Raw genomic sequence first — 24,046 nt, 5'->3', positions numbered from 1 at the left:
TGCGGCGTGAGGAGGACGCCATGCCGTCAACCGCAGCCGTCACCGAGACCGTGTCCGCCAAGACGCCCAGCCCCGCACCGTCGTTCGGTACGCTCGCGCGGCGCTGGTATCGGCTCAATCGGGATCGGCTGCGCGCCGTCGCGATCGGCGCGCTTTCACTCGTCGCGTTCCTGGTGCTCTGGCATCTGCTCACGACTTATCGCGTCGTCTTCTTCGTGCGTTTCGTCAATGTGCCGACACCTCTCGCGGTCTATGCAAGCTTCACCAAGGCGATCCACGATCCCAAATTCCTGCTGCACCTGCTCTTGAGCTGCCGCCGCATCTTCATCGGCTTCTCGCTCGCCGCCCTTGTCGGCGTGCCGCTGGGACTGATCATGGGCCGCTTCAAGCTGGTGCATGAGGTGGTGTTCCCGGTCGCCGAGGTGCTACGGCCGATTCCGGCAATCGCCTGGGTGCCGATGGCGATCATGCTGTGGCCGACCAACGAGCAGAGCATCGTGTTCATCACCTTCCTCGGCTCCTTCTTTCCGATCCTGGTCAACACGCTGCACGGCATGTCGCTGGTCGATCCCGTGTTGGTGCGCGCTGCGCAATGTCTCGGCGCCCGTGAGCGCTCGATCTTCCGCGAGGTGTACTTCCCCGCCTCGCTTCCGCATATTTTCACCGGGCTCACCGTCGGCATGGGCGTGGCATGGGTGTCCCTGATCGCCGCCGAGATGATCTCCGGACAATACGGCATCGGCTACTTTACTTGGGAGGCCTATTCGCTGGTCCAGTACCCGGACATCGCGCTCGGCATGATCGCGATCGGCGTACTCGGACTGGGATCGAGCCTGCTGATCCGGGGCGCCGGTCAGTTGGTCATGCCATGGAGCTCGAAATGAACCACGTCCGCGCCAGCGCGCCGCAAGGCCATATCGAGGTCAATAACTTCTCGCTCAGCTACGAAAGCATCGATGGTGCCGTGCAGGCCGTCACGGACACGCGGATCCATGTCAATCCCGGCGAGTTCGTCTCGATCGTCGGTCCTTCGGGCTGCGGAAAATCGACGCTGCTCAACGCGGTCGCGGGCTTCCTCAAGCCGACCACCGGCGTGGTCACCGTCGACGGTGAGCCGGTGAACGGCCCAAGCGCCGAGCGTGGCATGGTGTTCCAGCAATATTCGCTGTTTCCGTGGAAGACCGTGCGGGAGAATGTCGAGTTCGGCCTGAAGATGCGCGGCATGCCGCGCTCGCAGCGCGAGCGTGCAGCACGCACGCTGCTCGGGCTCGCGGGGCTCGAGGCATTTGAGAAGCACTATCCGGAGCGGCTTTCCGGCGGCATGAAGCAGCGGGTCGGCATCGTTCGCGCGCTGGCCACGGGACCGAAGGTGCTGCTGCTCGACGAACCCTTTGGTGCACTGGACGCGCAGACCCGCGTCATCATGCAACAAATCCTCACCAACATGTGGCAACGGCTGAAGATCTCGGTGCTGTTCGTGACCCACGATATAGACGAGGCGATTTTCCTGTCCGACCGCGTCTACTGCATGACCGCGCGTCCCGGCTCGATCAAGGCGGAAATCACGATCCCGCTCGAACGCCCGCGGCAGCAGTCGATGATGATGTCGTCGGAATTTCTGGCCCTGCGCCGAGGGTTGATGTCCCTTATCCGCGAAGAAAGCCTGAAGGCGATGGGCGGAGAGATCAATGACCTCGGCATGCAGGGATTGACAATCGAGCTGCAAGGGCAATCGCTCGCTTCGGTACTCTAATGGCCATGCGATCCCATCACGCTTCAAACGTTTCCTTCGCCTGCCGAGGCATGCGCAGGTGTGTAGTTGCGGGTAACTTGCCCCTAACAACCAAGTCATTGATGTTACTGGTATTCAGCAAGGACGCGCAGTCGCCCTTGCGAATGCCTTTTTTATTTCGCCCGGAGGCCTCGTGGCGAGGTGGATTCAGACATTGCGCAAGACATGCTCGAGCCGCGCGACCAGCTTCGTCCTTTGCTCGACAGGAAGCCTGTCCAGATTTATCTGCTTCCAGCGCACCGCCGGCAAGTCCGCCGCACCGGGAACGCCGAGCAAGCTCCAATCTGGCTTGTCACGCTTGAATTCTACCAGGAAATCTTTGTGAGCTTGCGGCATTTTTCCCGCGAGTTCGGCGATCAGCGTCTCTCGGGTTTCGAGCAATTCGTCCAGCGTCACATCATGAGCCGTCATGCCCTCGAAGCCGTGTGTGAATTCGTGTTGGATGTCCTTGCGGCGAGGAACGACGACCTCGGAAATCGGCCTGTCATGGCTGATGAGGTAGACGATGAACGCCTTGCGGAGGTCGTCCGTGAGGCCTTCGTTAGCGAGAAGATCGCGGACATCGAAGAGGTCGCGCGGATGCTGCCGGTCGAGCGCCGCGACGAGCTTACCGGCGTATAGATCGGCAAACGAAACAACTTTCATCTGCGCGAACCCAAATGTTTCTTCGACGCTCGGCGACACATCGCGGAGCTCGGATTCGAAAACGCTGCCCCTGATCACGGGTGAGACCTCGATCTTGATCTGAGCGTCGCCTTTCTGGGCAGTCAGCTTGGTCACGATCTTCTCGCGGGCGTTGACGACCTCCGTCACCTTCGCGCCGGGCAATCCTTTCCTGATAGCCGACGCCGTGCGCTTCATCGCCGCATCGATCGCAGCAAGGGATTGGGGACGCGGAGCCACCGGCAGATAGGTCAGGTCGATATCGACCGACAGGCGCGGCATATCGCGGTGGAAGAGATTGATGGCAGTACCCCCCTTAAGCGCAAAATCGGGCTCAGCCGCGACGAACGGCATCGTCTCGATCAACAAAGCCACTTGATGCCGATATTTTTCAGACAGGGGCATCGAGGTCGTCGGGGATGGTTATGAGATATTTGGTATCGAGTTTGCCGCCCTTGACGAGCATGCGCTTTCCCGTGCCGAGATTAACTTTCGCCTTGTCGATCTGTTTGAGCCAGGCGTGCTGATGCCGATCCGCGAACCAGAAGAACAATCGTTTGACCTTGACGCTTTTGCAGTCGTTCAGAAGCGTTTGCAGCCGCCGAGGACTGAGGTTCCTCAAGCCTTCCGCCAGTGCATCGACCTGATGGAAGCTTTCGTGGCGGGGCAATTCGTCGAGCAGTTCGAGAAACGCACGTTCGGGCGTCGATACCGTGAGAGGCCAGTTGAGTGATCCCGGCAGTTCTCGCGTTGCGCCCGACTTTGGTCCCAGCGCGCTCGCGTGCATTTTGAACAGGCTTTGCGCGCGGTGAACGCGGAATTTCTGTTTAAGTTTGAGTTTGCCGAGCCAGCCGGGAGCGGGGCTCGTTCCGTATAGGTGTACGATCGAAGGACCCGTCTGGCTCAAATAGTGGCCGAGGCCTTGCGCTTCTAAAGCGGTACGTCCACCGACAACGAGGTCGGAGCCGAGCAGTCGCTGCAGTGAAACGACAACGCTTTGCCACGAGAGTTCGCCAAGCGGACGCTTAAAGGTTCCCCGAGCAGGCTGAACAAGCCATCCGGCCGATGCATATTGGCTGCGCAGGCTGGTGGAATATCCATGGCGCTCCATCCAGGCGGCGTCGACCAAGAGTCCTTGCGGAAGGGTCCTTTCGAGGTGGTTTAGCTTTCTCTCCGTTTGCTTAGCCATACTAAGTAAATTAGCTTATTTTCAAACCCCGCTCAAGGTTTGAAATCTACCAAATTTGCGCAGTCAAGCTAAGTAACAATACATAAATGTAAACTCCTCGGGAACCACTTGGCGAACGATACAACGGCGAGCGCCCGTTCGCTGCTTTCGGCGTCGTGGTAGCTACGTGGTAGCTACGGCGACAATCCAACCTAAAAAAATCTACCTAAGTGTTTGATTTTTCTGGTACAGTTGGGTGGGCTCGAACCACCGACCTCCTGTTCCACAGACAGGCGCTCTAACCAACTGAGCTACAACTGCATCCTGACGCGCGACCCGCTCAGACGGGGCGGCGATTTCGGGCGGAAACTAGGTGCAACGCCGCGCTTTGGCAAGGCCGTAACGCGCCGATTTCCGCTGTTATGTCGGGCCGCTTGACGGGCCCCTGGCCAGCAAAAAGGCCCGGACCGCTTCGGCCCGGGCCTTTCGCTGGTCTCCCAAACGGCGGCGATCAGGCGGCCGGCTTGTAGAACTTCGAGGCGCTGGCCTTGATCGGCTCGGCGGTCTCGCTGGCGACCTTCTGGCCGAGCTCGGCCAGTTCCTTGGCCTGCGCGGTGTAGGTCTCGAACTGCTTGCGGGCGTGCGACGTCCACAGCTCGACCGCTTCGGTCGGCGACTTCACGCTGAACAGCTCCTGGGCGAAGTCGAGCGAGGAGGTGGTGTTGGCCTTGAAGAACTCGATCAGCTTGGCCGAATACTCGCTGGCGCCCTTGCTCACCGAGGTGAACACGGCCTCGACCGTCGAGTTGTGGGTCTCGGCAGCGTCCTTGAACTTGGCGTAGCTATCGCGGGCCTGCAGAACGCCCTTCTCGGCGAACGCGCGCATCTGCTCGGGAACTTCAAACGGAATGATCGAGGCGGAAAACGGATCGGACGGGTTGGTCATACGTGTAATCCTTCGCAACGGGTGAGTAGATGTGACCATTGCGGACGTCCCGGAGCCCATCAGGCCGGGAGCGCTGAAATGGATCACGCTGCCTTGATTCACGGGAGTGCCCTTCGTCGGGCGCGCCTAATAAACACCCATATCATGTCAATTTTGTGCAACGCAACGTAAGATCGCGTGCGACGCCACATTTTTTATCTGACGGAACAAAAGATTACCGCGGCCGACCGAGGCTGAACGCGCCGGGGTCGGCCGCGGCCAATGCGCCTCGTCAGTTCTTCGGCTTGACCGCGTCCATCGCGGCCCGGCTGACGGCCTGGCCCATCTCGCTGGCCTGCTCGGCGAGCGAGCGCATCTGGCCCTGCACATATTCGCTGTGCAGCCGCATGACGTCGCTGAGGTCCTTGGCCTTGAGCAGCGCCTCGGCGTAGTCCAGCGACGACTGCACGTTCTTTTCGGCATAGGTCAGCGCCTTGGCCGAAAGATCCTTGGCGCCGGCGCGCATCGTGGCGTTGCGCTCCTCGATCTTGCCGGCGGTGTCCTTGGCGTTGGTCACGAATTGCTCGAACGCCTTGCGCGCCTGCTCAAAACTCGCCTCCGCCATCGACCGCATATCCTTGGGAATCTCGAACTTGGGGATCTCGAAATGGTCACGCCCGTTGTCGCTCATGGTCGCTCTCCCTCGCTTGCTGATCGGCCCGCCGCTTGGCCCTGCGGGCCCAGGGCAAGATAGACGGCAGAATATATATATCGTGGCACTGCAATCGCAGGTGTGACGCGGCGCCACCTGGTTCCGCATCGCGCGGCTCGCAGCAACCTCTCTTTAGCCCGACAACGCCAAACGGCTGTGGATCGTTCAGCCGAGTTAACGTTATTCCGGCTTAAGGCTGGGCAGTTTCGCTGCGGACATGGACCTGCCGTTCCCCAGTTGCGATACTAACCTTCTGTTAAGGCTGTCGTCCTGCGGCTGCCGGGCCTTCGGCCGAGCTTAAGGAAGAAAGCCAAACCCATGCGGTCAAATCTTGCGTGATGAGTGACGCGGAATTCCAGATCCAGGCGCTCGGCGATGTCAGGCTGGCGGATCATGCGACGGGCGCCCTGCCGGCATGGCTGTGGGCGGCCGACGGCGCGCGAATTCTCTGGGCCAATCCGGTCGGCGCGCAGGTATTCGGTGCCGCCAACGGCGCAGAGCTGGCGAAGCGCGGCTTCGGCCCGGCCGATCCGCACCGCCGCCAGGTCGCGCGGCTCGGCCACAGCCTGAACGCCAATGGCGCGGTCCGCCTGGAGCGGCTGCGCGGCTTCGGCGCTGCGCCCGGCATGCTCGCGACCTGCGGCTGCGCCCGGATCGACCTGCCGGACGGCAGCCACGGCATCCTGATGACGGCGCTCAATGCGACCGGCCGCGGCATGCCGCTCGCGGAACGCCTGCAGCGGCTGCTGCAGGGCTTGCCGCGTCCGGCCGCCGCCTTCACCAGCAACGGACTGCTGGTCGCAACCAATGAGGCGGCGCGTACGCTGCCCGGCCTGCACGACCTCACCGAAGCCGGTCTCGATGCCGCACGCGACGAAGCGCTGGCGCAGGGCCGCGCGGCGGCGAGCGTTGCGATCGGCCGCGTCGTGCTGCAGCGGATCGGCCGCGCCGCCGATCGCGCGCTGGTCGCGTTGATCAAGCCGGCGCCGCATCTCGCCGCAAAGCCGGCGGCGCCGATCGTGCCCGAGCCAGTTGAGCCGGAGACGCCGGCGCGCGAAGCACAGGCTCCCCCAGCGCCAGCGCAGCAAGAGGCCGTGGCCGTGGAGCCGCCGCCAGCACCTGCGGTTGTCGAACAAGCCGTTGCGCATGACGAAGCGCCCGCGACGGCCTGCGCAGCGCCGATCGCCTTCACACTGTTCGACGCGCTGGATCCGCAGTTGGAAGAGCGCGTCACAATCGAGCCGCTCGTCAGCGCGGCCAAATCCGAACCTGAGAATGCTGCTCCATCTGCCGCGGCAGAAGAGGCGGCGCACATAGAGGCGTCCGTCGAGACCGCAGCTCTCGACACCACGCAAGACGAACCACCTGCCGCCGAGGAACCTCTGTCGGAAGCACTGATCGAAGTGCCGGACGGCGCGCAGATCGAAGAGCCTACGCCTCTTGCCCCGCCACTTGCGTCGGCAGAACTCACGCATTCAGAGCCGACGCCCGTCGAGACCGCACCTCTCGACACCACGCCCGACGAAAGCCCCGCCGTCGAGGAGCCGCTGTCGGAAGCGTTGATCGAAGTGCCCACGGAGACGCACGCCGAAGAGTCCGTGCCTGATCTCGCAGAGACGGCCAACGCGCCGGAAACATCAGCGCCGCCGGCCGATCCCGCCCCCTCGCCCTATGCGATCGCGGATGCGCCCACGCCTGCGCCCGTCACCGAGCCGGAGCCCGCGACATTGGCGCCGGTGCCACCACCATCCTGGCTCGACGAGCCGTTGCCGGTGCGGCGGCATCCGCTGCGCTTCATGTGGCAGATGGACCATGAGGCCCGCTTCTCGCTCGGCTCCGATGAATTCACCCGCCTGATCGGCCTGCACACCGCGGCGGGCTTCGGCCGGCTGTGGAGCGACATCGCCGAGAGCTTTGGCCTCGATCCCGAGGGCCGCGTCATGCAGGCGTTCGCCAGCCACGACACCTGGAGCGGCATCACGCTGCACTGGCCGGCCGACGGTGGCGGCCGGCTGCCGGTCGAACTGTCCGGCCTGCCGGTGTTCGATCGTGCCAGGAATTTCGCCGGCTACCGCGGCTTTGGTGTGTGTCGCGACCTCGACGGGCTTGCGCGACTCGCCGCATTGCGCCGCTATGAGTTCTTCAGCGGCACGCTCGCGCCGCAATCGCTGTCGGCCGATGTCGCGCCGGCGCCGCGCACCGCCGCGCCGCCCGGGCCCGCCGCGCCACAGGACAATCCTCCGCCGCACGCGGAGCCGCCGCCCGACACGACCGCCATAGCACCACCCGAGGAATTGACCGAGCCGACAGCCGCAGAGACTTCACACCGAGCCGATCCGGATCACGCCGTGGAAACGCACGAGGAAACGCACGAAGTGCGTCATGACCCGCCACCGAATGTGGTGCCGTTCCGTCCCGCCGGCGACACCCGGCCGCCGTCGCTGACGCCGGTCGAGAACAACGCCTTCAACGAGCTCGCCCGTCAATTGTCGGCGCGGCTCGAGAACGAGGCCGGCCTCGCCGCGACGACGGACGACAGCGTGCCGGCCGAGCCGGTCGCCGAAGCGCCGCCCGCAAGCGAACCGCCGCAGCAAGCAGAGGCGCCAGCGCAAGAGGCGGTCGCGCAGCTGGAGACGGCGGCGGAAACACCAAAGGCCGGCTGGCTGGCTGCGGCGGAGCCGGCGCCGCGCGCAGATTCCCGCCGCGACCGCGCGCTGCTCGATCTGTTGCCGGTCGGCATCCTGATCTACCGGCTCGACCGCCTGCTCTATGCCAACCACGCCTTCCTCTCGCGCATGGGCCATGACAGCCTGCACGCGCTGGAAGCCGCCGGCGGCCTCGACGCGCTCTTTGTCGAGCCCGGCGTCTCGCAGGCGAGCAGCACGTCGGGCACCGGCACGCCGGTGACGATCTCCGCGAACCAGAGCACCGAGGACGGCGGGCAGTCGGTGTCCGCCGAGGCGCGGCTGCACACCATCACCTGGGACGACGATTCCGCGCTGGCGCTGATCTTCTCGCGCACGCTGGACGAGGATGCCGCGATCGCCGCCGCGCTCTCCGAACCCGAGCCGGAGCCTGCGGCCGCCGCCGAGCCGCTGCTTGCGCCGGCTGAGCCGCAAGCCGGCCAGGCCGACGCCGAAGAGCTCGGCGCGATCCTCGACACCGCCGCCGAAGGCATCATCATGTTCGATGCCGACGGCAACATCCATTCCTGCAACCGCAGCGCCGAGGCACTGTTCGGCTATGACGGCGACGAGTTCGTCACCCGCAAGCTCGCCGATCTGTTCGCGCCGGAAAGCCAGCACGGCATCGTCGACTATCTCGCCAGCCTGAAATCCGCCGGCGTCGCCAGCCTGCTCGACCATGGCCGCGAGACGCTCGGCCGCGTCCGCCAGGGCGGCATCATCCCGCTGTCGGTGACGATGGGCCGCACCCGCGCCGATGGACCGAACTTCTTCGCGGTGTTCCGTGATCTCTCGCAAACGAAAAAGAGCGAGGGCGAATTGCGCGAGGCGCGGCGGCTCGCCGAACGCGCCGCCAACGCCAAGTCCGACATGCTGGCGCGGATCAGCCACGAGCTGCGCACGCCGCTCAACGCCATCATCGGCTTTGCCGAGGTGATGATCGGCGAGCGCTTCGGCGCGCTCGGCAACGAGCGCTATGTCGAATACATGAAGGACATCCGCGCCTCCGGCGAGCGGGTGATCGCGATCGTCAACGATTTGCTCGATCTGTCGCGGATCGAGACCGGCAAGCTCGACCTCGCCTTCGCCAGCCAGAACCTCAACGAAATGGTGGAGAGCTGCGTCGCAGTGATGCAGCCGCAGGCCAACCGCGAGCGCATCATCATCCGCACCTCGCTCGCCCACACGCTGCCGCCTGTGGTCGCTGACGCCCGCGCGTTGCGCCAGATCACGCTGAACCTGATCGGCAACTCGATCCATCTCGCCAATGCCGGCGGCCAGGTGATCGTCTCGACCGCGCTGTCGGATTTCGGCGAGGTGATGCTGCGCGTGCGCGACACCGGGCAGAGTCTCAACGACAACGAGGTCGCCGCGGCGCTGGAGCCGTTCCGCGCCCCGACGCCTTCAGATCAGGCCGGCTCCGGCGGCGTCAGCCTGTCGCTGACCAAGGCGCTGGTCGAAGCCAATCGCGCCAAATTCCAGATCCGGACCGGCGGCCGCACCGGCACGCTGATCGAGGTGACCTTCGCTCACGCCGCAGCGCGGGCGTGAGCCGCGATCCGCCCTTCGCGCTGTTGCCGGCCGATTCCAGGACACTGCGAACATCTGTCGCGTCGGATCCGCGCGGCGCGGCATAGATCTTGCTGCGATTTGGCTTGTTTGAAATCATTGCCGTGCGGCCCCGCCCGTTTTCCGGGCATTCGGATTTCACCGATGCGCTGTCTTGTCGTCGCCGATCTGCATTACTCATTGCCACAGTTCGACTGGCTGCTGGCGGCGGCACCGCAATTCGATCTCGTGATCTTCGCCGGCGATGCGCTCAACCTCGGCTCGGCGGTCGATTTCCGCGCCCAGATCGTCGTCGTCACGAAATACCTGTTGCGGCTCGCCGATCTCACGCGGGTGATCTTCTGCTCGGGCAATCACGACCTCGACGAGCGCAACCCGGAGGGCGAGAAGATCGCGCGCTGGGTCGCCGGCATCAGGGAGTTCGGCGTCGCCTGCGACGGCGACAACCTGACGATCGGCGACACGCTGTTCACGGTGTGCCCGTGGTGGGACGGCCCGCTGGTCAAGGCGCGGATCGACGAGCAGCTTCGCGCGGCAGCCGCGGTGCCGCACCGCCGCTGGGTCTGGGTCCATCACGCCCCGCCGGCGGATTCGCCGACCAGCTGGGGCGGCAAGCGCTTCTTCGGCGACGCCGAGCTGCTCGGCTGGATCGAGCGCCACCATCCGGCGATGGTGATCTCGGGCCATGTGCATCAGTCGCCGTTCATCCAGAGCGGCTCGTGGTTCGACCGGATCGGAGCGAGCTGGGTGTTCAACACCGGCCTGCAGCCCGGCCGGCCTCCGGTCTACATCGTGCTCGATCTCGCGCAGGACAAGGCGTTCTGGCTCGCCGCCGGCGATGCGCAGATGATCGACCTCAAGGCGCCGCTGTCGCGGCCGGCGGCTCCCGTGCGCGATGCGCCGGACTGGCTCATATCCTTGGATCGGATTGCCGATCCGAGCCTGGCGCGACCTGCATCGGCGGCAGGTTGATCATGCTCTGCAGCACCTCGCCGACCATCGCCAGATGGGTGCCGTGATCGGCATATTGATGCATCAGGTCGGCAAGATAGGTCGTGGCGACATGAAGCCGTTGCGCCAGCAGCTGCGCGATCAGCAGCGCCACCGCCGGCTGCTCGCGCAGGAACGACGCCGCATCGTCGAACTCGTACAGGACGCAATCAGCGGCCGTGCGCACCTTGGCGCTGTGCGCCCGGTCGAGCAGCACACTCATCTCGCCGAACACCGCGCCGGGCTCGTCGATCACAGCCACCAGGCTGTCGCCCTTGACGACTTCCACCTTGCCGTCGAGCAGCACGAACAGATGACCGGTCTTGCCGCCCTCCTCGATGAAATCCGTGCCCGCCGGCAAGCTGCGCCTGCGACCGCCGGTGCAGTGATCAAGGATCGCTCGCATGTTTCATCTCCGTCTCTAGTCAGACTAGGCAGAGATGCTGTCGCGTCAAACGGCATTAGCTGGGCGTTGTGCCCAAATTGTCGGCACGCCGCCGCGTGACCCGCGGCGCGATCCAGCCGTTTGTGCGTGCCTCAGGCGGGCGCGTTATGCTTGATCGCCAGGAAATCGCCGATCGTATCGAGGAACAGTTTTGGCGATTGCAGTTGCGGGACATGCGCACATCCCGGAATGACCCTCAGCTTGGCTCTCGGCAGGCCGCCTGCCAATTCGTATGACATCGGCGGCGGCGTCGCCTCGTCATATTCGCCGACCACGACGAGTGTCGGTACGGTCACGCTGCGTAGTTCGGCACGAAGATCGAGGCTCGCCAGCGCGTCACAGGCCGCGCAGAACACGTTGAGATCGGTGAGCAGGAATGCGTCGCGGCGATCCTGCATCAGCGCGGGATGCTGTGCCTGGAAATCCGGTGCGAACAGCCGGCGCATTGCAATGTCGGTGATCGCGGCGAGCCCCTTCTCGCGTGAAACCCTGGCCATGTTGCGAAACGCCTCGCGGCCCGGCTCGGAGAACGCCGCACCGCTGTCGGCGAGGATCAGCCGGCTCGCGATCGCCGGGTGGCGGATCGCCATCTGCAGCGCGACGAACCCGCCATAACCATTGCCGAGCACGATGGCCGGCGTGCCATCAGCCGCGTCATGCACCGCGTCCGCCATCCGGTCGGCAATCGCGGCAAGGCCACCCTCAACCGCGCTCGACCGACCAAATCCCGGCAGTTCCGGCACGATGGTCCGAAACGACCGGGCAAGTTCCGGCACGATCGCATCGAAGCTCGCGCGATCCGACAGCAGCGAGTGAAACAGGACCAGCGGCGGCCCTTCGCCCGACTGGGCTGCGTTGACTGTGCGGTTGGCCAAAAGCCTGTCCATCGTCGCTCTCTTTCAAATTGCGCCCGAAATTCGCGCATCGGGGCTCCAAAGCGCCCCTGCGGACGATTGATAAATCAAATCACCCGGATTTCAAGGATTTCAGCTTGACGTGATATTTCACAATCTGCATTTTGCTGGGCAGGAGATCCAATAAGATGATCCTTCTTCGCGAGAATATCTACGAAAGCCTGCGATCTGATATTTTATCGTGTCAGCTTGCTCCCGGTGATGAAATACGAGAGCAGGATCTGGCGGAGCGTTACGCCGTCAGCCGCCAGCCGGTCCGGGACGCCCTGCTGCGGCTCGAGCGCGAGCACCTCGTGACGGTGCAGCCCCGCCAGGGCTACCGGGTCAATCCGATCTCGCTGTCCGACGCCCGCGATCTGCTGCGCTTCCGCCTTGCGCTCGAACCGGCCTGCGTCGCCGAAGCAATCGAAAGCGCGCCCGACAGCATCCTGAAATCACTCGATGAATTCCGCCGCTTCTCCGGCAGCCATGAGGATTTCATCACCTACAATCGCGGGTTCCACTCGGCGCTGGCGCACGCATCGGGCAACCGCCGCATGGCGACCACGCTCTGCGACCTGATCGGCCAGGCCGATCGGCTGGTGCGCGTCAGCGTCTCCAATCTGAAGGGCCACGACCCGGCGAAGCTCGTCGCCGAGCATGTCGCATTGATCGACGCCATGCAGCAGCGCGAGGCACGCACCGCGGCCCGCATCATCAAGGCTCACATCGCGGCAACCGAAAAGCGCGTGCTGCCGGCACTCAAGCGCAACGCCGTCATCGTCGAAGAGAGGTCATCATGAACATTCCGTCGAAGCCCGCGACGATCGACGTCGAGATCCACGGCAACTTCATCGACGGACGCGAGGTCGAGGCCGGAGACGGCGAGATGCTCGACGTCCGCAATCCCGCGACCGGCGACGTCATCGCCCGGATTCCGAATTCGACCGCCGCGGATATCGACCGCGCGATGAGGAGCGCGCGCGCTGCATTCGAAGGCAAGGCGTGGGGCGGGATGGACACGAGGGCGCGCGCCCGGCTCGTCAACAGGCTCGCCGACGCGTTCGAGGCCAATCTCGACACGCTGTACCGGCTGGAGACGTTGAACAACGGCCGTCCCGTCAACGAAACCCGCGCGCAGCTGTCGCGCCTGCCGGATTTCTTCCGCTACTTCGCCGGACTGGCGCTGTCGCGCCGTGATTCCGTCATCCCGGTCGAAGGCGCGTACCTGAACTACACCCTGCGCACGCCGATCGGAATCGTCGCCAACTGCACGCCCTTCAATCACCCGCTCATGATCCTGTGCAAGTCGCTTGCCGTCGTGCTGGCGACCGGGTGCGTCACCGTGGTCAAGCCATCGGAATACACGCCGCTGACGACACTGAAGCTCGCCCAGATCTTCAGCGAGGCCGGACTGCCTCCCGGCGTCTTCAACATCGTGCTTGGCCTCGGCCAGAGCGCCGGCAAGATGCTCGCTGAGCATGGCGACATCAACAAGCTTGTGCTGACCGGCGGGACCGAAGCCGGCCGCATCGCGGGCAGTGCCGCAGCGAAGGTGTTCGCGCACCAGACCATGGAGCTCGGCGGCAAGACGCCGGTGATGATATTCGACGATTTCGACGTCGACCGCGCCGTCAACTATGCCGCGTTCGGGGCCTTCATCGGCGCCGGCCAAACCTGCGTTTGCGCGTCGCGCCATATCGTGCAGGCCTCGATCTACGATGAGTTCGTCGAAAAGCTGCAGGCCAAGACCCGCGCCATCCGCATTGGCGATCCGTTCGATCCGAACACACAACTTGGGCCGGTGATCTCGGCACGCCAGCGCGACCGCGTTCTCAGCTATGCGCGCTACGGTCATGAAGACGGCGCGCGGCTGCTCACCGGCGGCGTGGCCGCAAAGGTCGCGGGCCACGACAACGGTTATTTCGTCGAACCGACCGTGTTCGCCGACGTCAAATCCGACATGCGGATCTTCCAGGAGGAGGTATTCGGTCCCTTCACCTCGGTGACCCCCTTCAAGGACGAGGCCGACGCGCTCCGGCTCGCCAACGACTCTCCCTTTGGCCTCGCCGCCGCCATTCGCACCCGCGACGTCGCGCGCGCGCATCGCGTGGCCGCGGCGGTCAAGGCCGGGATCGTCTGGATCAACGACCACCACCGGCTCGATCCGGCCTCGCCCTGGGGCGGCGTTGACGATTCCGGCATCGGCCGGGAATGCGGCACTGAGAGCTTCGACGACCATTTCAACACCAAGAGCGTGATGGTCGCGACCCACGAACAGCCGTTCGATTGGTACCGCGACACGGCCAGCCAGCGCCGGTTGAACTAGCCGCAGTCGAGCAAAGCGGCAAATCGCCCACAGATGGCGGGCCGCATCACCGAGGAAACAGTCAAGGGGAGAGCGCATATGTCGACATCGGTCAATGCCGGGAGCCGCCTCGATCGGCTACCGATCGGACCATTCCATCGCCGGATCATGATCCTGATCGGGATCGGAATGTTCTTCGACGGCTTCGACATCTATATCGCCGGCACCGTGCTCGGCGTGACGCTGAAAACCGGATTCTCGACGCTCGCCCAAAACGCCGCGTTCATCTCCGCAACCTTCGTCGGCATGATGCTCGGATCTTTCGGCACCGGCTTCCTCGGCGACCGTTACGGACGGCGTTTCACCTACCAGTTCAATCTGCTGCTGTTCGGCATCGCGTCCCTGGCGGCGGCGTTTGCGCCAAACATGGCCTTTCTGATTGCCTGCCGTTTCGTGATGGGCGTCGGTCTCGGCGCCGAAAATGTTGTCGGCTATTCCACCATGACCGAGTTCGTGCCGGCCCGGAGCCGCGGCAAGTGGCTCGGCTTCACCGCCGTCTGCGTCGTGACCGGCCTGCCCATCGCGCTGCTGGTCGCATCGGTCGTCGTCCCGCAATTCGGCTGGCGCGCGATGTTCGTGCTGGGCGGCGTCGGCGCCTTGATCGTCTGGTACCTGCGCAAGTCGCTGCCGGAGTCGCCGCGCTGGCTGGAGGCGGTGGGACGCACCACCGAGGCCGAGGCGCTGATGCAGGCGATCGAGAAGGAAGCTTCCCAGGGCCAACCCTTGCCGGCCCCCGCGGCTGCAACACCGGCACCGGTGTCGCCCGATCTCGCCACGCTGTTCACCGCGCCGCTGCTCTCCCGCATGATCGTCGGCGCGGTATGCCTGATTACCATCAATACGCTGCTCTACGGTTTCGTGACCTGGCTGCCGGTGTTCTTCATCAAGCAGGGCCTGTCCGTCGCGACCTCGTTCGGCTACTCGCTGCTGATGGCGCTTGGCGCGCCGATCGGCTCGGCGATCGGCGCCCTGACCGCCGACCGCTGGGGCCGCAAGCCCACGATCATCGGCGCATCGCTGATATCGATCATCCTCGGCGTCATCTATCCGATGATCTCGGATCCGTTCCTGCTGCCGGCCGTCGGCTTCGCGCTGACCGTGCCGATCTATGTCCTGGTCGCGCTGTTGTTCGGCATCTATATTCCCGAACTGTTCCCGACCGAGGTGCGGCTGCGGGCATCCGGCATAGTCAACACACTCGGTCGAGGTGCCACCATCGTGACACCATTCCTGGTCGTGATGCTGTTCGAAGCGCGCGGCGTCGCCGGCGTGATGGCCCTGATGATCGGACTGCTCATCGTGCAGATCATCACCGTATGGGCGCTCGGCATCGAGCCGCGGCACCGCAGCCTCGAGGAGCTCAAGGGCGAGGAATCACCATCCGCAATTCCGCAGGAAGCTTCGTGAGGCGGAGCGACCTTTCTCGCGACAAGCTTGACGGCGCGGGCTACCCGCGCCGTCGCGTCACTCCCACATCTCCGGCGTGACACGCCCGGCGAAGCCGCAGTCGATGACCCGCTCCTGCGGATTGCGATCCACGATCAGCCGCAGTAGGTCGGGGCGCGAATAATGGCCGCCGATATCGCACAGCGCCTTGGCGGCGAGCACGGCCTCCCGCGAGCCGTCCGCGATCAGGATGGTCTCGCCCTGCGCCGGACCGGCGATGACCTCGCCGCGCGGATCGATGATGACGCTGTCACCGCTGTACTCGATCGTCGATAGTTCGCGGTAACGTTCCGGCGTGATTTCGTGCGAGCGCATGCCGCCGACCGCGATGACGTAGCAGCCGGCTTGCGAGACGAACGCTCGCGACAGCAACAACTGCCGCGGCCAGAGCGGCGGCGACGGTGGCGCCACCGCGGGCTCCCGCCCCGGCCACGCCGCGACGTGGATCTGCGTTCCCTGCGCGGCCAGCGCATAGCCGGGCAGCATCGTGTTGTGCTCCCAGCAATTGAGGCCGCTGATCCGGCCATAGGGCCGCTCATGCACGCGCAGGCCCGCCGCGTCGCCATCGGCCCACACCGAGCGCTCGTTGAAGGTGGGCTTCAGCTTGCGATGGCGGCCGAGCAGCCGTCCCTCGCGGCCGATGAACAGCAGCGTGCAGTAGACCGTGCCCTTGGTCACGGCATCACGTTCGGCGACGCCGATCACGACATCGATGCCGGCGGCCTCGGCGGCGGCGCAGAGCCGATCGGTCGCGGGCGAGGGAATCTCGACCGCGTTGTCGAGATATTCGGCCATCGCGCGAAACGTGTTCGGCCCGGTCGGCGCGTGACAGAAGAAGGGATAGCCGGGCAGCCAGGTCTCGCCGAAGGCGGCGATCGTCGCGCCCATGGCGCCGGCCTCGCCGATCAGGCGGCAGGCTTTCTCCAGCGAGGCGTCGCGATCGAATGGCACCGCGGCGGCCTGGATCGCCGCGAGCCTGAAATGCGTGTCGGATGTCATGGCTGTGCCCGCGTCAGTCGACGCCCTTGCGGGCGGCGTCGAGCGCGCCCGCAAGCAACTCCAGCGCCTTGACGCGCCGCCGTCGCGCCAGACGCGCCTCGCCGACCTTGCGCTCGTGCTCGCCGGCGATGAAGGCCTGGATGTCCGGCAGCGGACGAATGACGCCGCGGCTGCCCCACTGGCCGTCGGGGATCTCGGTCGGAAACACCCAGACCTGCGGCGCCACGTCCTCGAACGAACCGCCGGCGGCGCACACCACCGCGTCGGTGACGTCCTTCACCAAGGCCGCGCGCGAGGCTTCGGTGTACTGCCCCTCGGGGACCGTCGGGACGATGCGAAATCGTGGCGATGGCGATGGCCGGCCCGCCACATAAACGGCGGCCGGCCGATGCAGGAAGACAACGGTGACGCCTTGCGCAACCTTGTTCGCCGGATCGAACCCCTCGTGGCCGATCAGGATATCGCCGAGCTCCTTGATGAGCCGCGCTTCCGCTTCCACCTTCAGGGCTCCTTCGGGAATTGTCACGTCGATCATCGGCATTGAGGCGACCTCCTGTTGTTGACAGCAGGAGGTCTATGCGCGGCGCACTCCCGGCAGCAGTGGCAGTATCGCCATTTTCAGGGCAAATTCGGACACGGCCTTCTCAGGCGGCGGGAGCCCTGCGCACGAACCGGCGCTGGTATTCGCGGGGCGAGAGCCCGGTTTCACGCTTGAACAGCCGACGGAAGGTCGACAGATCGTCGTAGCCGACGCGCGCGCTGACCGCGTCGAGCTTCAGCCGCGTGGTTTCGATCAGGCGCTTGGCGACGTCCACCCGCAGCGCTTGCAGATATTGCAAGGGCGCCTCGCCGACCGCCAGCTTGAAGCGGCGGTTCAACGTCCGCTCGCTGACCGAAAGGTCGCGGGCCAGCCTGGCCAGACTGAAGCCCTGTTGCAGCGACTTCTCCATCATGCTCTGCGCCCGCGCCACCAGCGCGTCGGAGTGCTGCGTGTCGCGCGCGCGGCTGGCATAGGGTGCCTGCGAGACGCGATTGCTGTCGATCAGCATCAGCTTGCCGGTCTCGGCGGCTACGTCGGCACCGGCGAATTTCTCGACCAGCCGAAGCGCGAGATTGAGCGAGGTGGTCACCGCGCCCGAGCAGACAATGCGGTTCTGCTCGGTGAGGATCTCGGCGACGCGCAGATCCACTGCCGGGTAGCGCATCGCGAATGTCCGTCCCTTCGCCCAATGGGTGGTCGCAACCCTGCCGTCGAGCAGGCCGGCCTCGGCGAGGATGAAGCTGCCGGTGCAATAGGACGCGAGCAGGGTACCGCGCTCATGCTGCCGACGCAGCGCCGCGAGTAGCGGCTCGACGGTATCGAGCCGCGCGAAGAAGCGTTCGATATCGCCGACGAACGGTCCCGGGATCACCACCGCGTCTGCCGAAGACCGCGCACCGATCGGCCCATCGACGCCGATGACCTGGCCGGACGCAGTCTGGACCGGCCGGCCATTCAATGATTCGACGCGCCACCGCAGTTGTGACGGCTTGCCGCTGTGACGTCGCGGCCGCCGCGCCGTCACCGAATTGGCGGCGGTGAACACGTCGACAATCCCCGCCACGCCCGAAGCGAGGATGCCGTCATAGACCCAGATCCGGATGAGTGGCATGGCCGTGTCCGATTTTGCACAATATGGCGCAATTCTGCCATTGCGCGGACGACCGGACAAGCCGGCGAGGGCGACGGGCGCCGAATGCGCCGCGCCGTGTGGCTGCCCGACGGGAAACTCAGCAAAAAACTGTCAACTCGGACAAACCATGTCGCGAAAATGCGGGCGTATGACTCACAAGCCGTGCCGCACACTCACCGTCGTCCCGGCGAAGGCCGGCAACTGTTATGTTGGATTGGTCTGCAGGTACGGCTTTCGGTCTCGCATCATGGCATTGAGGACCGTCAACAGCTTCCTTGCGAGGGCGAGTTTGGCTGGTTTTCCGGCCTGTCGCAGTCGTGCATAGAAGGCCTTGAACGGATCGGCCCTGCGAACTGCGTTGAGGGCCGCCATATAAAGGGCGTCACGAACGCGCTTTCGGCCGCCCGCAATCTTGCGCTTGCCGCGGAAGGCGCCGCTGTCGACGTTGAAGGGAGCAAGGCCTGCGAGCGCTGCGAGTTGTTTCGGTCCGACCCGCCCGAGTTCCGGCATCTGGGCGATGAGCTGCATGCAGGCCACCGGACCCACGCCGGGCAGCGAACGCATTAACTTCGCATCGTCCGCGATCTCCGCTTCGGCTTTAATCAAGGCGCCGATGTCGGCCTCGATCTCGGCGAGCTCGCTGTCGAGGACCTCGATGAGGCGGCCAATGCGTTCGGCCATTGCACGATCGTCGGCCTCGCTGCGCCGGTTCTTCTCCTGGGCGCGCATGAGGACCAGCTGATCCCGCCGTTTTGCAAGCCTCGCCAAGGCGCCCCGTGCAAGATCGGCGACCTGCTCGGGGGCGGGCTGCATGGCCCGCGCAAAGGCCGCCAGCATCCGCGCATCGATTGGATCGATCTTGGCCAGCAGGCCGCTAGCCCGTGCAAAGTCGCGGGCACGGGCCGGGTTGATCCGTGCGAACTGGATCCCGGCCTGACGCAGCGCCTCGCGCAGCGCGAGGTCATAGATACCCGTCGCCTCGAAGACCACCAGCGCATCGCATTGCCAACGCGCCACCTGCTGTGTGATGGCCTGTGTCGCGTTGGCAATGCGCCTCGGCACGCCGTCAGCCTCATCAAGGATATCGAGGTGCTTCTTGGAGATGTCGATTCCGACGTAACAAAGAGCTATGGTCACGGTGCCTGTCCCTGTGATGCGAGGTCTGTTGGCGCAGCCTCGTGCAACTGTTCAGGTTGATAGATGGAACGGGCGGGAGACCGAGCCGGCTCACGGCGTCAAGCGCCAAGGACCCAACGGCTTCCCGCCCACCCACATCGTGACAGACTTCCAAGACACAGGGACCCATAACCACCGATGGTGATCATTGCGCGACGCTGAAACGACGAGTCCCGTTCACAACACAAGCTGCGGCGTATGGGTCCCTGCTTTCGCAGGGACGACAGCGGAGTATGTGGCCGCGTACCGCCCTATTCACATCGCCCGCGCAAATCTGCGAAAGCCGGGCGCGCCGGTCATCGCTTCGAAGGCGGCGTCGCGCTTCTCTTCGGCGAAGGTGAAGCCGGCCCTGGCGTAGCAGCGTTCGGCGGCATCGTTGCCGATCAGGAACGAGATCGATGCCTGCGTGTAACCGGCCGCCTTGCCGTCGGCGAGTGCGCGGCGGATCAAGTCCTGCACCAGGCCGCCGCTGCGATGGGACGCTTGTCGGGCGACATGCTCGATCAGCCAGTCGCCCTCGCCGCCTTGTACCCAGCAGTTACGGGCATAGCCGCCGCGCGCGACGATGGCATCGGCGTCCATGCCGGTCTCTGCTGCGACTTCCTCGATCGCCGCACGTGCGGCGACGACGGTTCCGGATGCCGGCATCGCGCACAGCGCGGCGGCCGGCACGCCATCGACTTCAGCAATCAGGAAATGGGCGACGTGATACCATGACCGCACCCGCGCCACGGCGAGCCGTGTCATGAACGCCAGGCATTCCGCCTCGCCCCGGTCGAGCGCGATGTCGAACCAGCCGCGCGGCAACGGGCCGCGCTGCGCGGCCAGAACGGTGCGGGCGATGAAGCCGGCGTCGTCGGATCGTGCGGGACGGATCGAGGATCGTCCCGCACCGATCATCTCAGGTGTTCTTCAGCGCGACGCGGAATTCGGCCTCGGTCTTGGCCTTGACCTCGTCTAGCGTGACGCCGTCGGCGAGCTCGATCAGCGCCATGCCGTCCTTGCCGTGCTTGTCGATGGTGAACACCGCCAAATCCGTGACGACCATGTCGACCACGCGCTCGCCGGTCAGCGGCAGGTTGCACTGCTTGAGCAGCTTCGGGCCGTCCTTGGCGGAATGCTCCATCACGACCACGACGCGCTTGACGCCGGCGACGAGGTCCATGGCGCCGCCCATGCCCTTCACCATCTTGCCGGGGATCATCCAGTTGGCGAGGTCGCCGTTCTGCGCCACCTGCATGGCGCCGAGGATCGACAGATCGATATGGCCGCCGCGCACCATGCCGAAGGAATCGGCCGAGGAGAAATAGCTGGTCGAGGGCAGCTCGCTCACGGTCTGCTTGCCGGCGTTGATCAGGTCGGCGTCGACCTCGTCCTCATAGGGGAACGGGCCCATGCCGAGCATGCCGTTCTCGCTCTGCAGGCTGACGTCGATACCGTCGGGAATGTAGTTCGAAACCAGCGTCGGAATGCCGATGCCGAGATTGACGTAATAGCCGTCGCGCAACTCCTTGGCGGCGCGGGCGGCCATCTGTTCACGGGTCCAGGCCATGAGGCTCTCCTGAAGAAATGGGTTTTAGGCAGCGGGGCGCGGACGGGTGTTGCGGAACTCGATCCGCTTCTTGCCGGTCCCGACCTCGATGATGCGCTTGACGAAGATGCCGGGGGTGTGGATGTGGTCCGGATCGATCTCGCCGGCCGGCACCAGGTGCTCGACCTCGGCGACGGTGACCTTCGCGGCGGTGGCCATCATCGGATTAAAGTTGCGCGCGGTCTTGCGGTAGACCAGGTTGCCGGCGGTATCGCCCTTCCAGGCATGGACGATGGCGACGTCGGCGAACAGGCCGCGCTCCATGATGTACTTCTCGCCGTCGAATTCCTTCACTTCCTTGCCCTCGGCGATCAGCGTGCCGACGCCGGTCTTGGTGTAGAAGGCCGGGATTCCGGCGCCGCCGGCGCGGATGCGCTCGGCCAGCGTGCCCTGCGGGTTGAACTCGAGCTCGAGCTCGCCGGCGAGATACTGTTGGGCGAACAGCTTGTTCTCGCCGACATAGGACGAAATCATCTTCTTGATCTGGCGGGTCTCCAGCAGCCGGCTGAGGCCGATGCCGTCGACGCCGGCATTGTTGGAGACGACGGTGAGGCCCTTGACGCCGGACTCGCGGATCGCGTCCGACAGGGTCTCGGCGATGCCGCAGAGGCCGAAGCCGCCCGACATGATCATCATGCCGTCCTTGAGGAGACCATCGAGTGCCGATTTGGCGTCGGGATAAACTTTGTTCATGCAGCGAATACCTGATGGAGGGCGCGGAACGGCTGTGGCAAAGCGGATTATTAGGCGAAATCTTCGCAATGCGTCAATCACGGCCCGGTGCGGCGACGGGCGGCGGCCCGCGGCAGCAACATGGCCTTGAAAGCGACAAGAAAACCCTTCAAGTTGCGTGGGTTGGCAGGGGCCTCCGGCGAGAGCCCGCTGTGTTCGACGACGACCCGACAAAATTCAACCCGACCCGGATATGTCATTGACGATGGCCCAAGGAATTAAGCGCCTGGGGATGCCGATCGCGGCGCTTTTCGGCCTGGCGCTGGTCGGGCTGGTCGGAACGTCGTGGTTCCTCAACCGGGACGCGCTGCAGCGCGCGGTGGAAGCGCAGATCCGCGCCGTGACCGGGCTCGAACTCGTCGTCAACGGCCCGATCGACGTCTCGGTTTTTCCGGGCAGCTACGTCTCCTTTCATAATGTCGGGCTGAAGGGCGCCGATACCATCGGTCCCGCCCTCCAAGTCGACGTGCTGACCGCCAATCTGCGCCTGCTGCCGCTGTTGCTGCGGCGGTTCGAGATTGCCGACGTCATGATGCTCCGTCCGCATATCCATGTGGTCCGCGACGGCGCTGGCGAGAGCAATTGGACGCCGTTCGTCGAGACCATCGCCAAGGCGATGACGCCCGGCGCCGAGAACCAGGTGTCGTTCTCCGAAATCCGGATCCAGGACGGCGAGCTGAACTACCAGGACGGCACCAACAACATCTCCGAGCAGCTCGGCGATATCGACCTCTCGCTGGCCTGGCCCTCGATCTCGCGCTCCTTCGCCGCAACCGGCCAGTTCGACTGGCGCGGCGAACGCGTCGACGGCTCGATCAGCGCCAGCGACTTCGTCGCGCTGTTATCGGGCGACCGCTCCGGCCTGAAGGCACGGCTCGCCAGCGCGCCGCTGAAGGTTGCTTTCGACGGAACCGTCGCCAACCGCACCAGCCTGATGATGGAAGGCGTCGCCACCATGGACTCACCGTCGCTGCGCAACGCGTTGCGCTGGATGGGCCAGGCCCCGCCCGGCGGCGGTGGCGGCTTCGGCCGCTTCGCGCTGAAGGCCCGCGCCAACGTGGTCGGCGGCTCGGTTGCGCTCACCAATGTCAATGTCGAGCTCGACGGCAACGTCGCCGAGGGCGTGATGACCTACGCCAATAACGGCCGGCAGACGCTGCAGGCGACACTTGCCGCCGGCAATCTCGATTTCACACCTTACATCTCGACGTTCCGCCTGCTGGCCAGCGGCCAGCGCGACTGGAACAGGCAGCTGTTCGACCTGTCCTCGCTGTCGTCGACCGATCTCGACATGCGCCTGTCGGCGGCCAAGGTGACGGTCGGCCCGTCCAAGCTCGGCCGCACCGCATTCGGCGCCAATCTGCGCGGCGGCGCGCTGGCGCTCAGCGTCGGCGAGGCGCAGATGTATGGCGGCATCGCCAAAGGCTCGTTCGCGATCGCGCGCTCGGATGCGGTCGCCGACGTCAGGGCGCAATTCCAGTTCACCGATGTCGATCTGCAGGCCTGCGCCAGCGAATTGTTCGGCATCAACAAGCTGTCCGGCCGCGGCAACCTGAACGTCTCGCTGACCGCCTCGGGCTCGAGCCCGTTCGGGCTCGCGTCGTCGCTCGACGGCACCGCGACGCTGAATGGACATGACGGCGCGATCGCGGGCTTCAATGTCGAGCAGCTGTTGAAGCGGCTGGAGAAGCGGCCGCTGTCCGGCGGCGGCAATTTCCGCTCCGGCTCGACGCCCTACGACAATCTCAGCATCTCGGTGAAATTCGCCGACGGCGTCGCGACCGCTGACGACATTCATGTCGAAAGCCCCACCGCGAAGATCACGCTGACCGGCACGGCCTCGGTGCCGTCGCGCGAATACGATCTCAAGGGCGTCGCCAGCCTGACCTCGGCATCGGCCGGCGGCAACGGTTTCGATCTGCCCTTCGTGATCCAGGGGCCGTGGGACGATCCGCTGATCTTCCCCGATCCGGAAAGCCTGATCCGCCGCTCGCCGGCCTCCGCTCCGCTGCTCGATGCGGTGAAGGATCGCAAGACCCGCGACGCGGTGCGCTCGGTGATCGAGCGCTTCACCGGCGGAGGAGCCGCACGGCCCGCGGCGGCGCCCGATGCTGCGGCAGGCGCGCCCGGCGGCGCACCGGCGGCGTCGGCCGAGAATGCGAAGTCGAACTGAATCCATTCACTTTGCGCATCGATGCACCGGGACCGATCCACGCGCTC

At 65.1% G+C, this 24,046-nt stretch carries 21 protein-coding genes and 1 tRNA gene; 8 read left to right on the top strand and 14 right to left on the bottom strand.

Annotation, left to right across the window (positions count from 1 at the left end; all coding sequences use genetic code 11):
* Positions 1-20 precede the first annotated feature (20 nt).
* Both ACVIYL_RS14630 and ACVIYL_RS14625 read left to right on the top strand, forming a co-directional pair.
* Entirely contained in the window at positions 21-884 is an 864-nt protein-coding gene (locus ACVIYL_RS14630; protein WP_456778936.1) for an ABC transporter permease, read from the top strand.
* A complete protein-coding gene (locus ACVIYL_RS14625) occupies positions 881-1,753 on the top strand; it encodes an ABC transporter ATP-binding protein (RefSeq protein WP_456778935.1) in 873 nt (290 codons plus the stop codon). Before ACVIYL_RS14630 ends, ACVIYL_RS14625 begins: the two co-directional genes overlap by 4 nt.
* Before the next feature lie 186 nt (positions 1,754-1,939).
* On the opposite strand, the gene ACVIYL_RS14620 is transcribed toward ACVIYL_RS14625, so the two are convergent.
* From ACVIYL_RS14620 to ACVIYL_RS14600, 5 genes are all read right to left on the bottom strand, one after another.
* Positions 1,940-2,860 carry a nucleotidyl transferase AbiEii/AbiGii toxin family protein gene (locus tag ACVIYL_RS14620; RefSeq protein WP_456778934.1) on the bottom strand — a complete coding sequence of 307 codons (921 nt, stop codon included), beginning with the start codon at positions 2,858-2,860 and terminating at the stop codon, positions 1,940-1,942.
* On the bottom strand, positions 2,847-3,644 hold the full coding sequence (locus ACVIYL_RS14615; protein WP_456778933.1) for a type IV toxin-antitoxin system AbiEi family antitoxin domain-containing protein: 798 nt from the start codon (positions 3,642-3,644) through the stop codon (positions 2,847-2,849). The genes ACVIYL_RS14620 and ACVIYL_RS14615 overlap by 14 nt, the downstream gene beginning before the upstream one ends.
* Before the next feature lie 223 nt (positions 3,645-3,867).
* Positions 3,868-3,944: transfer RNA gene (locus ACVIYL_RS14610), tRNA-His, on the bottom strand.
* A gap of 190 nt (positions 3,945-4,134) precedes the next feature.
* Positions 4,135-4,569, bottom strand: coding sequence for a phasin (locus ACVIYL_RS14605; protein ID WP_028336028.1), 435 nt, complete (start codon positions 4,567-4,569; stop codon positions 4,135-4,137).
* A 271-nt stretch (positions 4,570-4,840) separates the two neighbouring features.
* Positions 4,841-5,239: a phasin family protein gene (locus ACVIYL_RS14600; RefSeq protein ID WP_456778932.1), complete on the bottom strand. Its 399-nt coding sequence runs from the start codon at positions 5,237-5,239 to the stop codon at positions 4,841-4,843.
* A 359-nt stretch (positions 5,240-5,598) separates the two neighbouring features.
* Here ACVIYL_RS14600 and ACVIYL_RS14595 point away from each other — a divergent pair, with 359 nt between their 5' ends.
* Together ACVIYL_RS14595 and ACVIYL_RS14590 are read left to right on the top strand one after the other, a co-directional pair.
* Positions 5,599-9,495: a PAS domain-containing protein gene (locus ACVIYL_RS14595; protein WP_456778931.1), complete on the top strand. Its 3,897-nt coding sequence runs from the start codon at positions 5,599-5,601 to the stop codon at positions 9,493-9,495.
* A 162-nt stretch (positions 9,496-9,657) separates the two neighbouring features.
* On the top strand, positions 9,658-10,485 hold the full coding sequence (locus ACVIYL_RS14590) for a metallophosphoesterase family protein (protein ID WP_456778930.1): 828 nt from the start codon (positions 9,658-9,660) through the stop codon (positions 10,483-10,485).
* On the opposite strand, the gene ACVIYL_RS14585 is transcribed toward ACVIYL_RS14590, so the two are convergent.
* Positions 10,424-10,909, bottom strand: a complete 486-nt coding sequence (locus ACVIYL_RS14585) for a Crp/Fnr family transcriptional regulator (protein WP_456778929.1) — start codon at positions 10,907-10,909, stop codon at positions 10,424-10,426. The two genes, ACVIYL_RS14590 and ACVIYL_RS14585, sit on opposite strands and share 62 nt — an antisense overlap.
* Positions 10,910-11,040: 131 nt before the next feature.
* Entirely contained in the window at positions 11,041-11,835 is a 795-nt protein-coding gene (locus ACVIYL_RS14580; RefSeq protein WP_456778928.1) for an alpha/beta fold hydrolase, read from the bottom strand.
* A 155-nt stretch (positions 11,836-11,990) separates the two neighbouring features.
* On the opposite strand from ACVIYL_RS14580, the gene ACVIYL_RS14575 reads away from it, so the two are divergent.
* From ACVIYL_RS14575 to ACVIYL_RS14565, 3 genes are all read left to right on the top strand, one after another.
* Positions 11,991-12,644 (top strand): GntR family transcriptional regulator, encoded by a 654-nt coding sequence (locus ACVIYL_RS14575; protein ID WP_456778927.1) that lies wholly within the window; start codon positions 11,991-11,993, stop codon positions 12,642-12,644.
* Positions 12,641-14,170 carry an aldehyde dehydrogenase gene (locus ACVIYL_RS14570; protein WP_456778926.1) on the top strand — a complete coding sequence of 510 codons (1,530 nt, stop codon included), beginning with the start codon at positions 12,641-12,643 and terminating at the stop codon, positions 14,168-14,170. Before ACVIYL_RS14575 ends, ACVIYL_RS14570 begins: the two co-directional genes overlap by 4 nt.
* Positions 14,171-14,248: 78 nt before the next feature.
* Positions 14,249-15,616 carry an MFS transporter gene (locus ACVIYL_RS14565; protein ID WP_456778925.1) on the top strand — a complete coding sequence of 456 codons (1,368 nt, stop codon included), beginning with the start codon at positions 14,249-14,251 and terminating at the stop codon, positions 15,614-15,616.
* Between the two features lie 57 nt (positions 15,617-15,673).
* Here ACVIYL_RS14565 and ACVIYL_RS14560 read toward each other — a convergent pair whose 3' ends face one another.
* From ACVIYL_RS14560 to ACVIYL_RS14530, 7 genes are all read right to left on the bottom strand, one after another.
* Positions 15,674-16,654, bottom strand: coding sequence for a carbon-nitrogen hydrolase family protein (locus tag ACVIYL_RS14560; protein ID WP_456778924.1), 981 nt, complete (start codon positions 16,652-16,654; stop codon positions 15,674-15,676).
* 13 nt (positions 16,655-16,667) lie between these two features.
* Positions 16,668-17,195, bottom strand: a complete 528-nt coding sequence (locus ACVIYL_RS14555) for a Tautomerase enzyme (RefSeq protein WP_456778923.1) — start codon at positions 17,193-17,195, stop codon at positions 16,668-16,670.
* 103 nt (positions 17,196-17,298) lie between these two features.
* The gene (locus ACVIYL_RS14550; RefSeq protein WP_456778922.1) at positions 17,299-18,306 is read right to left on the bottom strand and encodes a GlxA family transcriptional regulator; all 1,008 of its coding nucleotides are present in this window, start codon (positions 18,304-18,306) and stop codon (positions 17,299-17,301) included.
* Positions 18,307-18,531: 225 nt separating this feature from the next.
* On the bottom strand, positions 18,532-19,464 hold the full coding sequence (locus ACVIYL_RS14545; RefSeq protein WP_456778921.1) for an IS110 family transposase: 933 nt from the start codon (positions 19,462-19,464) through the stop codon (positions 18,532-18,534).
* Between the two features lie 294 nt (positions 19,465-19,758).
* A complete protein-coding gene (locus ACVIYL_RS14540; protein ID WP_456778920.1) occupies positions 19,759-20,403 on the bottom strand; it encodes a GNAT family N-acetyltransferase in 645 nt (214 codons plus the stop codon).
* Between the two features lies 1 nt (position 20,404).
* A complete protein-coding gene (locus ACVIYL_RS14535) occupies positions 20,405-21,055 on the bottom strand; it encodes a 3-oxoacid CoA-transferase subunit B (RefSeq protein WP_018268725.1) in 651 nt (216 codons plus the stop codon).
* 24 nt (positions 21,056-21,079) lie between these two features.
* Positions 21,080-21,787, bottom strand: coding sequence for a CoA transferase subunit A (locus ACVIYL_RS14530; protein WP_028336014.1), 708 nt, complete (start codon positions 21,785-21,787; stop codon positions 21,080-21,082).
* A 244-nt stretch (positions 21,788-22,031) separates the two neighbouring features.
* Here ACVIYL_RS14530 and ACVIYL_RS14525 point away from each other — a divergent pair, with 244 nt between their 5' ends.
* Positions 22,032-23,999, top strand: a complete 1,968-nt coding sequence (locus ACVIYL_RS14525; RefSeq protein WP_076829623.1) for an AsmA family protein — start codon at positions 22,032-22,034, stop codon at positions 23,997-23,999.
* The last annotated feature ends 47 nt before the right edge of the window (positions 24,000-24,046 follow it).

This window comes from Bradyrhizobium sp. USDA 3315, from assembly GCF_054056795.1.
This window is presented reverse-complemented; position numbering and strand designations above follow the sequence as displayed.

Excerpts from the sequence above, each read along its gene's own strand:
- ACVIYL_RS14525 (WP_076829623.1), top strand. The coding sequence starts at position 22,032 with ATGGCCCAAGGAATTAAGCGCCTGGGGATGCCGATCGCGGCGCTTTTC.
- ACVIYL_RS14570 (WP_456778926.1), top strand. The coding sequence starts at position 12,641 with ATGAACATTCCGTCGAAGCCCGCGACGATCGACGTCGAGATCCACGGC.
- ACVIYL_RS14630 (WP_456778936.1), top strand. The coding sequence starts at position 21 with ATGCCGTCAACCGCAGCCGTCACCGAGACCGTGTCCGCCAAGACGCCC.
- ACVIYL_RS14530 (WP_028336014.1), bottom strand. The coding sequence starts at position 21,787 with ATGAACAAAGTTTATCCCGACGCCAAATCGGCACTCGATGGTCTCCTC.
- ACVIYL_RS14540 (WP_456778920.1), bottom strand. The coding sequence starts at position 20,403 with ATGATCGGTGCGGGACGATCCTCGATCCGTCCCGCACGATCCGACGAC.
- ACVIYL_RS14615 (WP_456778933.1), bottom strand. The coding sequence starts at position 3,644 with ATGGCTAAGCAAACGGAGAGAAAGCTAAACCACCTCGAAAGGACCCTT.
- ACVIYL_RS14550 (WP_456778922.1), bottom strand. The coding sequence starts at position 18,306 with ATGCCACTCATCCGGATCTGGGTCTATGACGGCATCCTCGCTTCGGGC.
- ACVIYL_RS14580 (WP_456778928.1), bottom strand. The coding sequence starts at position 11,835 with ATGGACAGGCTTTTGGCCAACCGCACAGTCAACGCAGCCCAGTCGGGC.
- ACVIYL_RS14560 (WP_456778924.1), bottom strand. The coding sequence starts at position 16,654 with ATGACATCCGACACGCATTTCAGGCTCGCGGCGATCCAGGCCGCCGCG.
- ACVIYL_RS14535 (WP_018268725.1), bottom strand. The coding sequence starts at position 21,055 with ATGGCCTGGACCCGTGAACAGATGGCCGCCCGCGCCGCCAAGGAGTTG.
- ACVIYL_RS14575 (WP_456778927.1), top strand. The coding sequence starts at position 11,991 with ATGATCCTTCTTCGCGAGAATATCTACGAAAGCCTGCGATCTGATATT.
- ACVIYL_RS14565 (WP_456778925.1), top strand. The coding sequence starts at position 14,249 with ATGTCGACATCGGTCAATGCCGGGAGCCGCCTCGATCGGCTACCGATC.
- ACVIYL_RS14595 (WP_456778931.1), top strand. The coding sequence starts at position 5,599 with ATGAGTGACGCGGAATTCCAGATCCAGGCGCTCGGCGATGTCAGGCTG.
- ACVIYL_RS14555 (WP_456778923.1), bottom strand. The coding sequence starts at position 17,195 with ATGCCGATGATCGACGTGACAATTCCCGAAGGAGCCCTGAAGGTGGAA.
- ACVIYL_RS14620 (WP_456778934.1), bottom strand. The coding sequence starts at position 2,860 with ATGCCCCTGTCTGAAAAATATCGGCATCAAGTGGCTTTGTTGATCGAG.
- ACVIYL_RS14600 (WP_456778932.1), bottom strand. The coding sequence starts at position 5,239 with ATGAGCGACAACGGGCGTGACCATTTCGAGATCCCCAAGTTCGAGATT.
- ACVIYL_RS14625 (WP_456778935.1), top strand. The coding sequence starts at position 881 with ATGAACCACGTCCGCGCCAGCGCGCCGCAAGGCCATATCGAGGTCAAT.
- ACVIYL_RS14585 (WP_456778929.1), bottom strand. The coding sequence starts at position 10,909 with ATGCGAGCGATCCTTGATCACTGCACCGGCGGTCGCAGGCGCAGCTTG.
- ACVIYL_RS14590 (WP_456778930.1), top strand. The coding sequence starts at position 9,658 with ATGCGCTGTCTTGTCGTCGCCGATCTGCATTACTCATTGCCACAGTTC.
- ACVIYL_RS14605 (WP_028336028.1), bottom strand. The coding sequence starts at position 4,569 with ATGACCAACCCGTCCGATCCGTTTTCCGCCTCGATCATTCCGTTTGAA.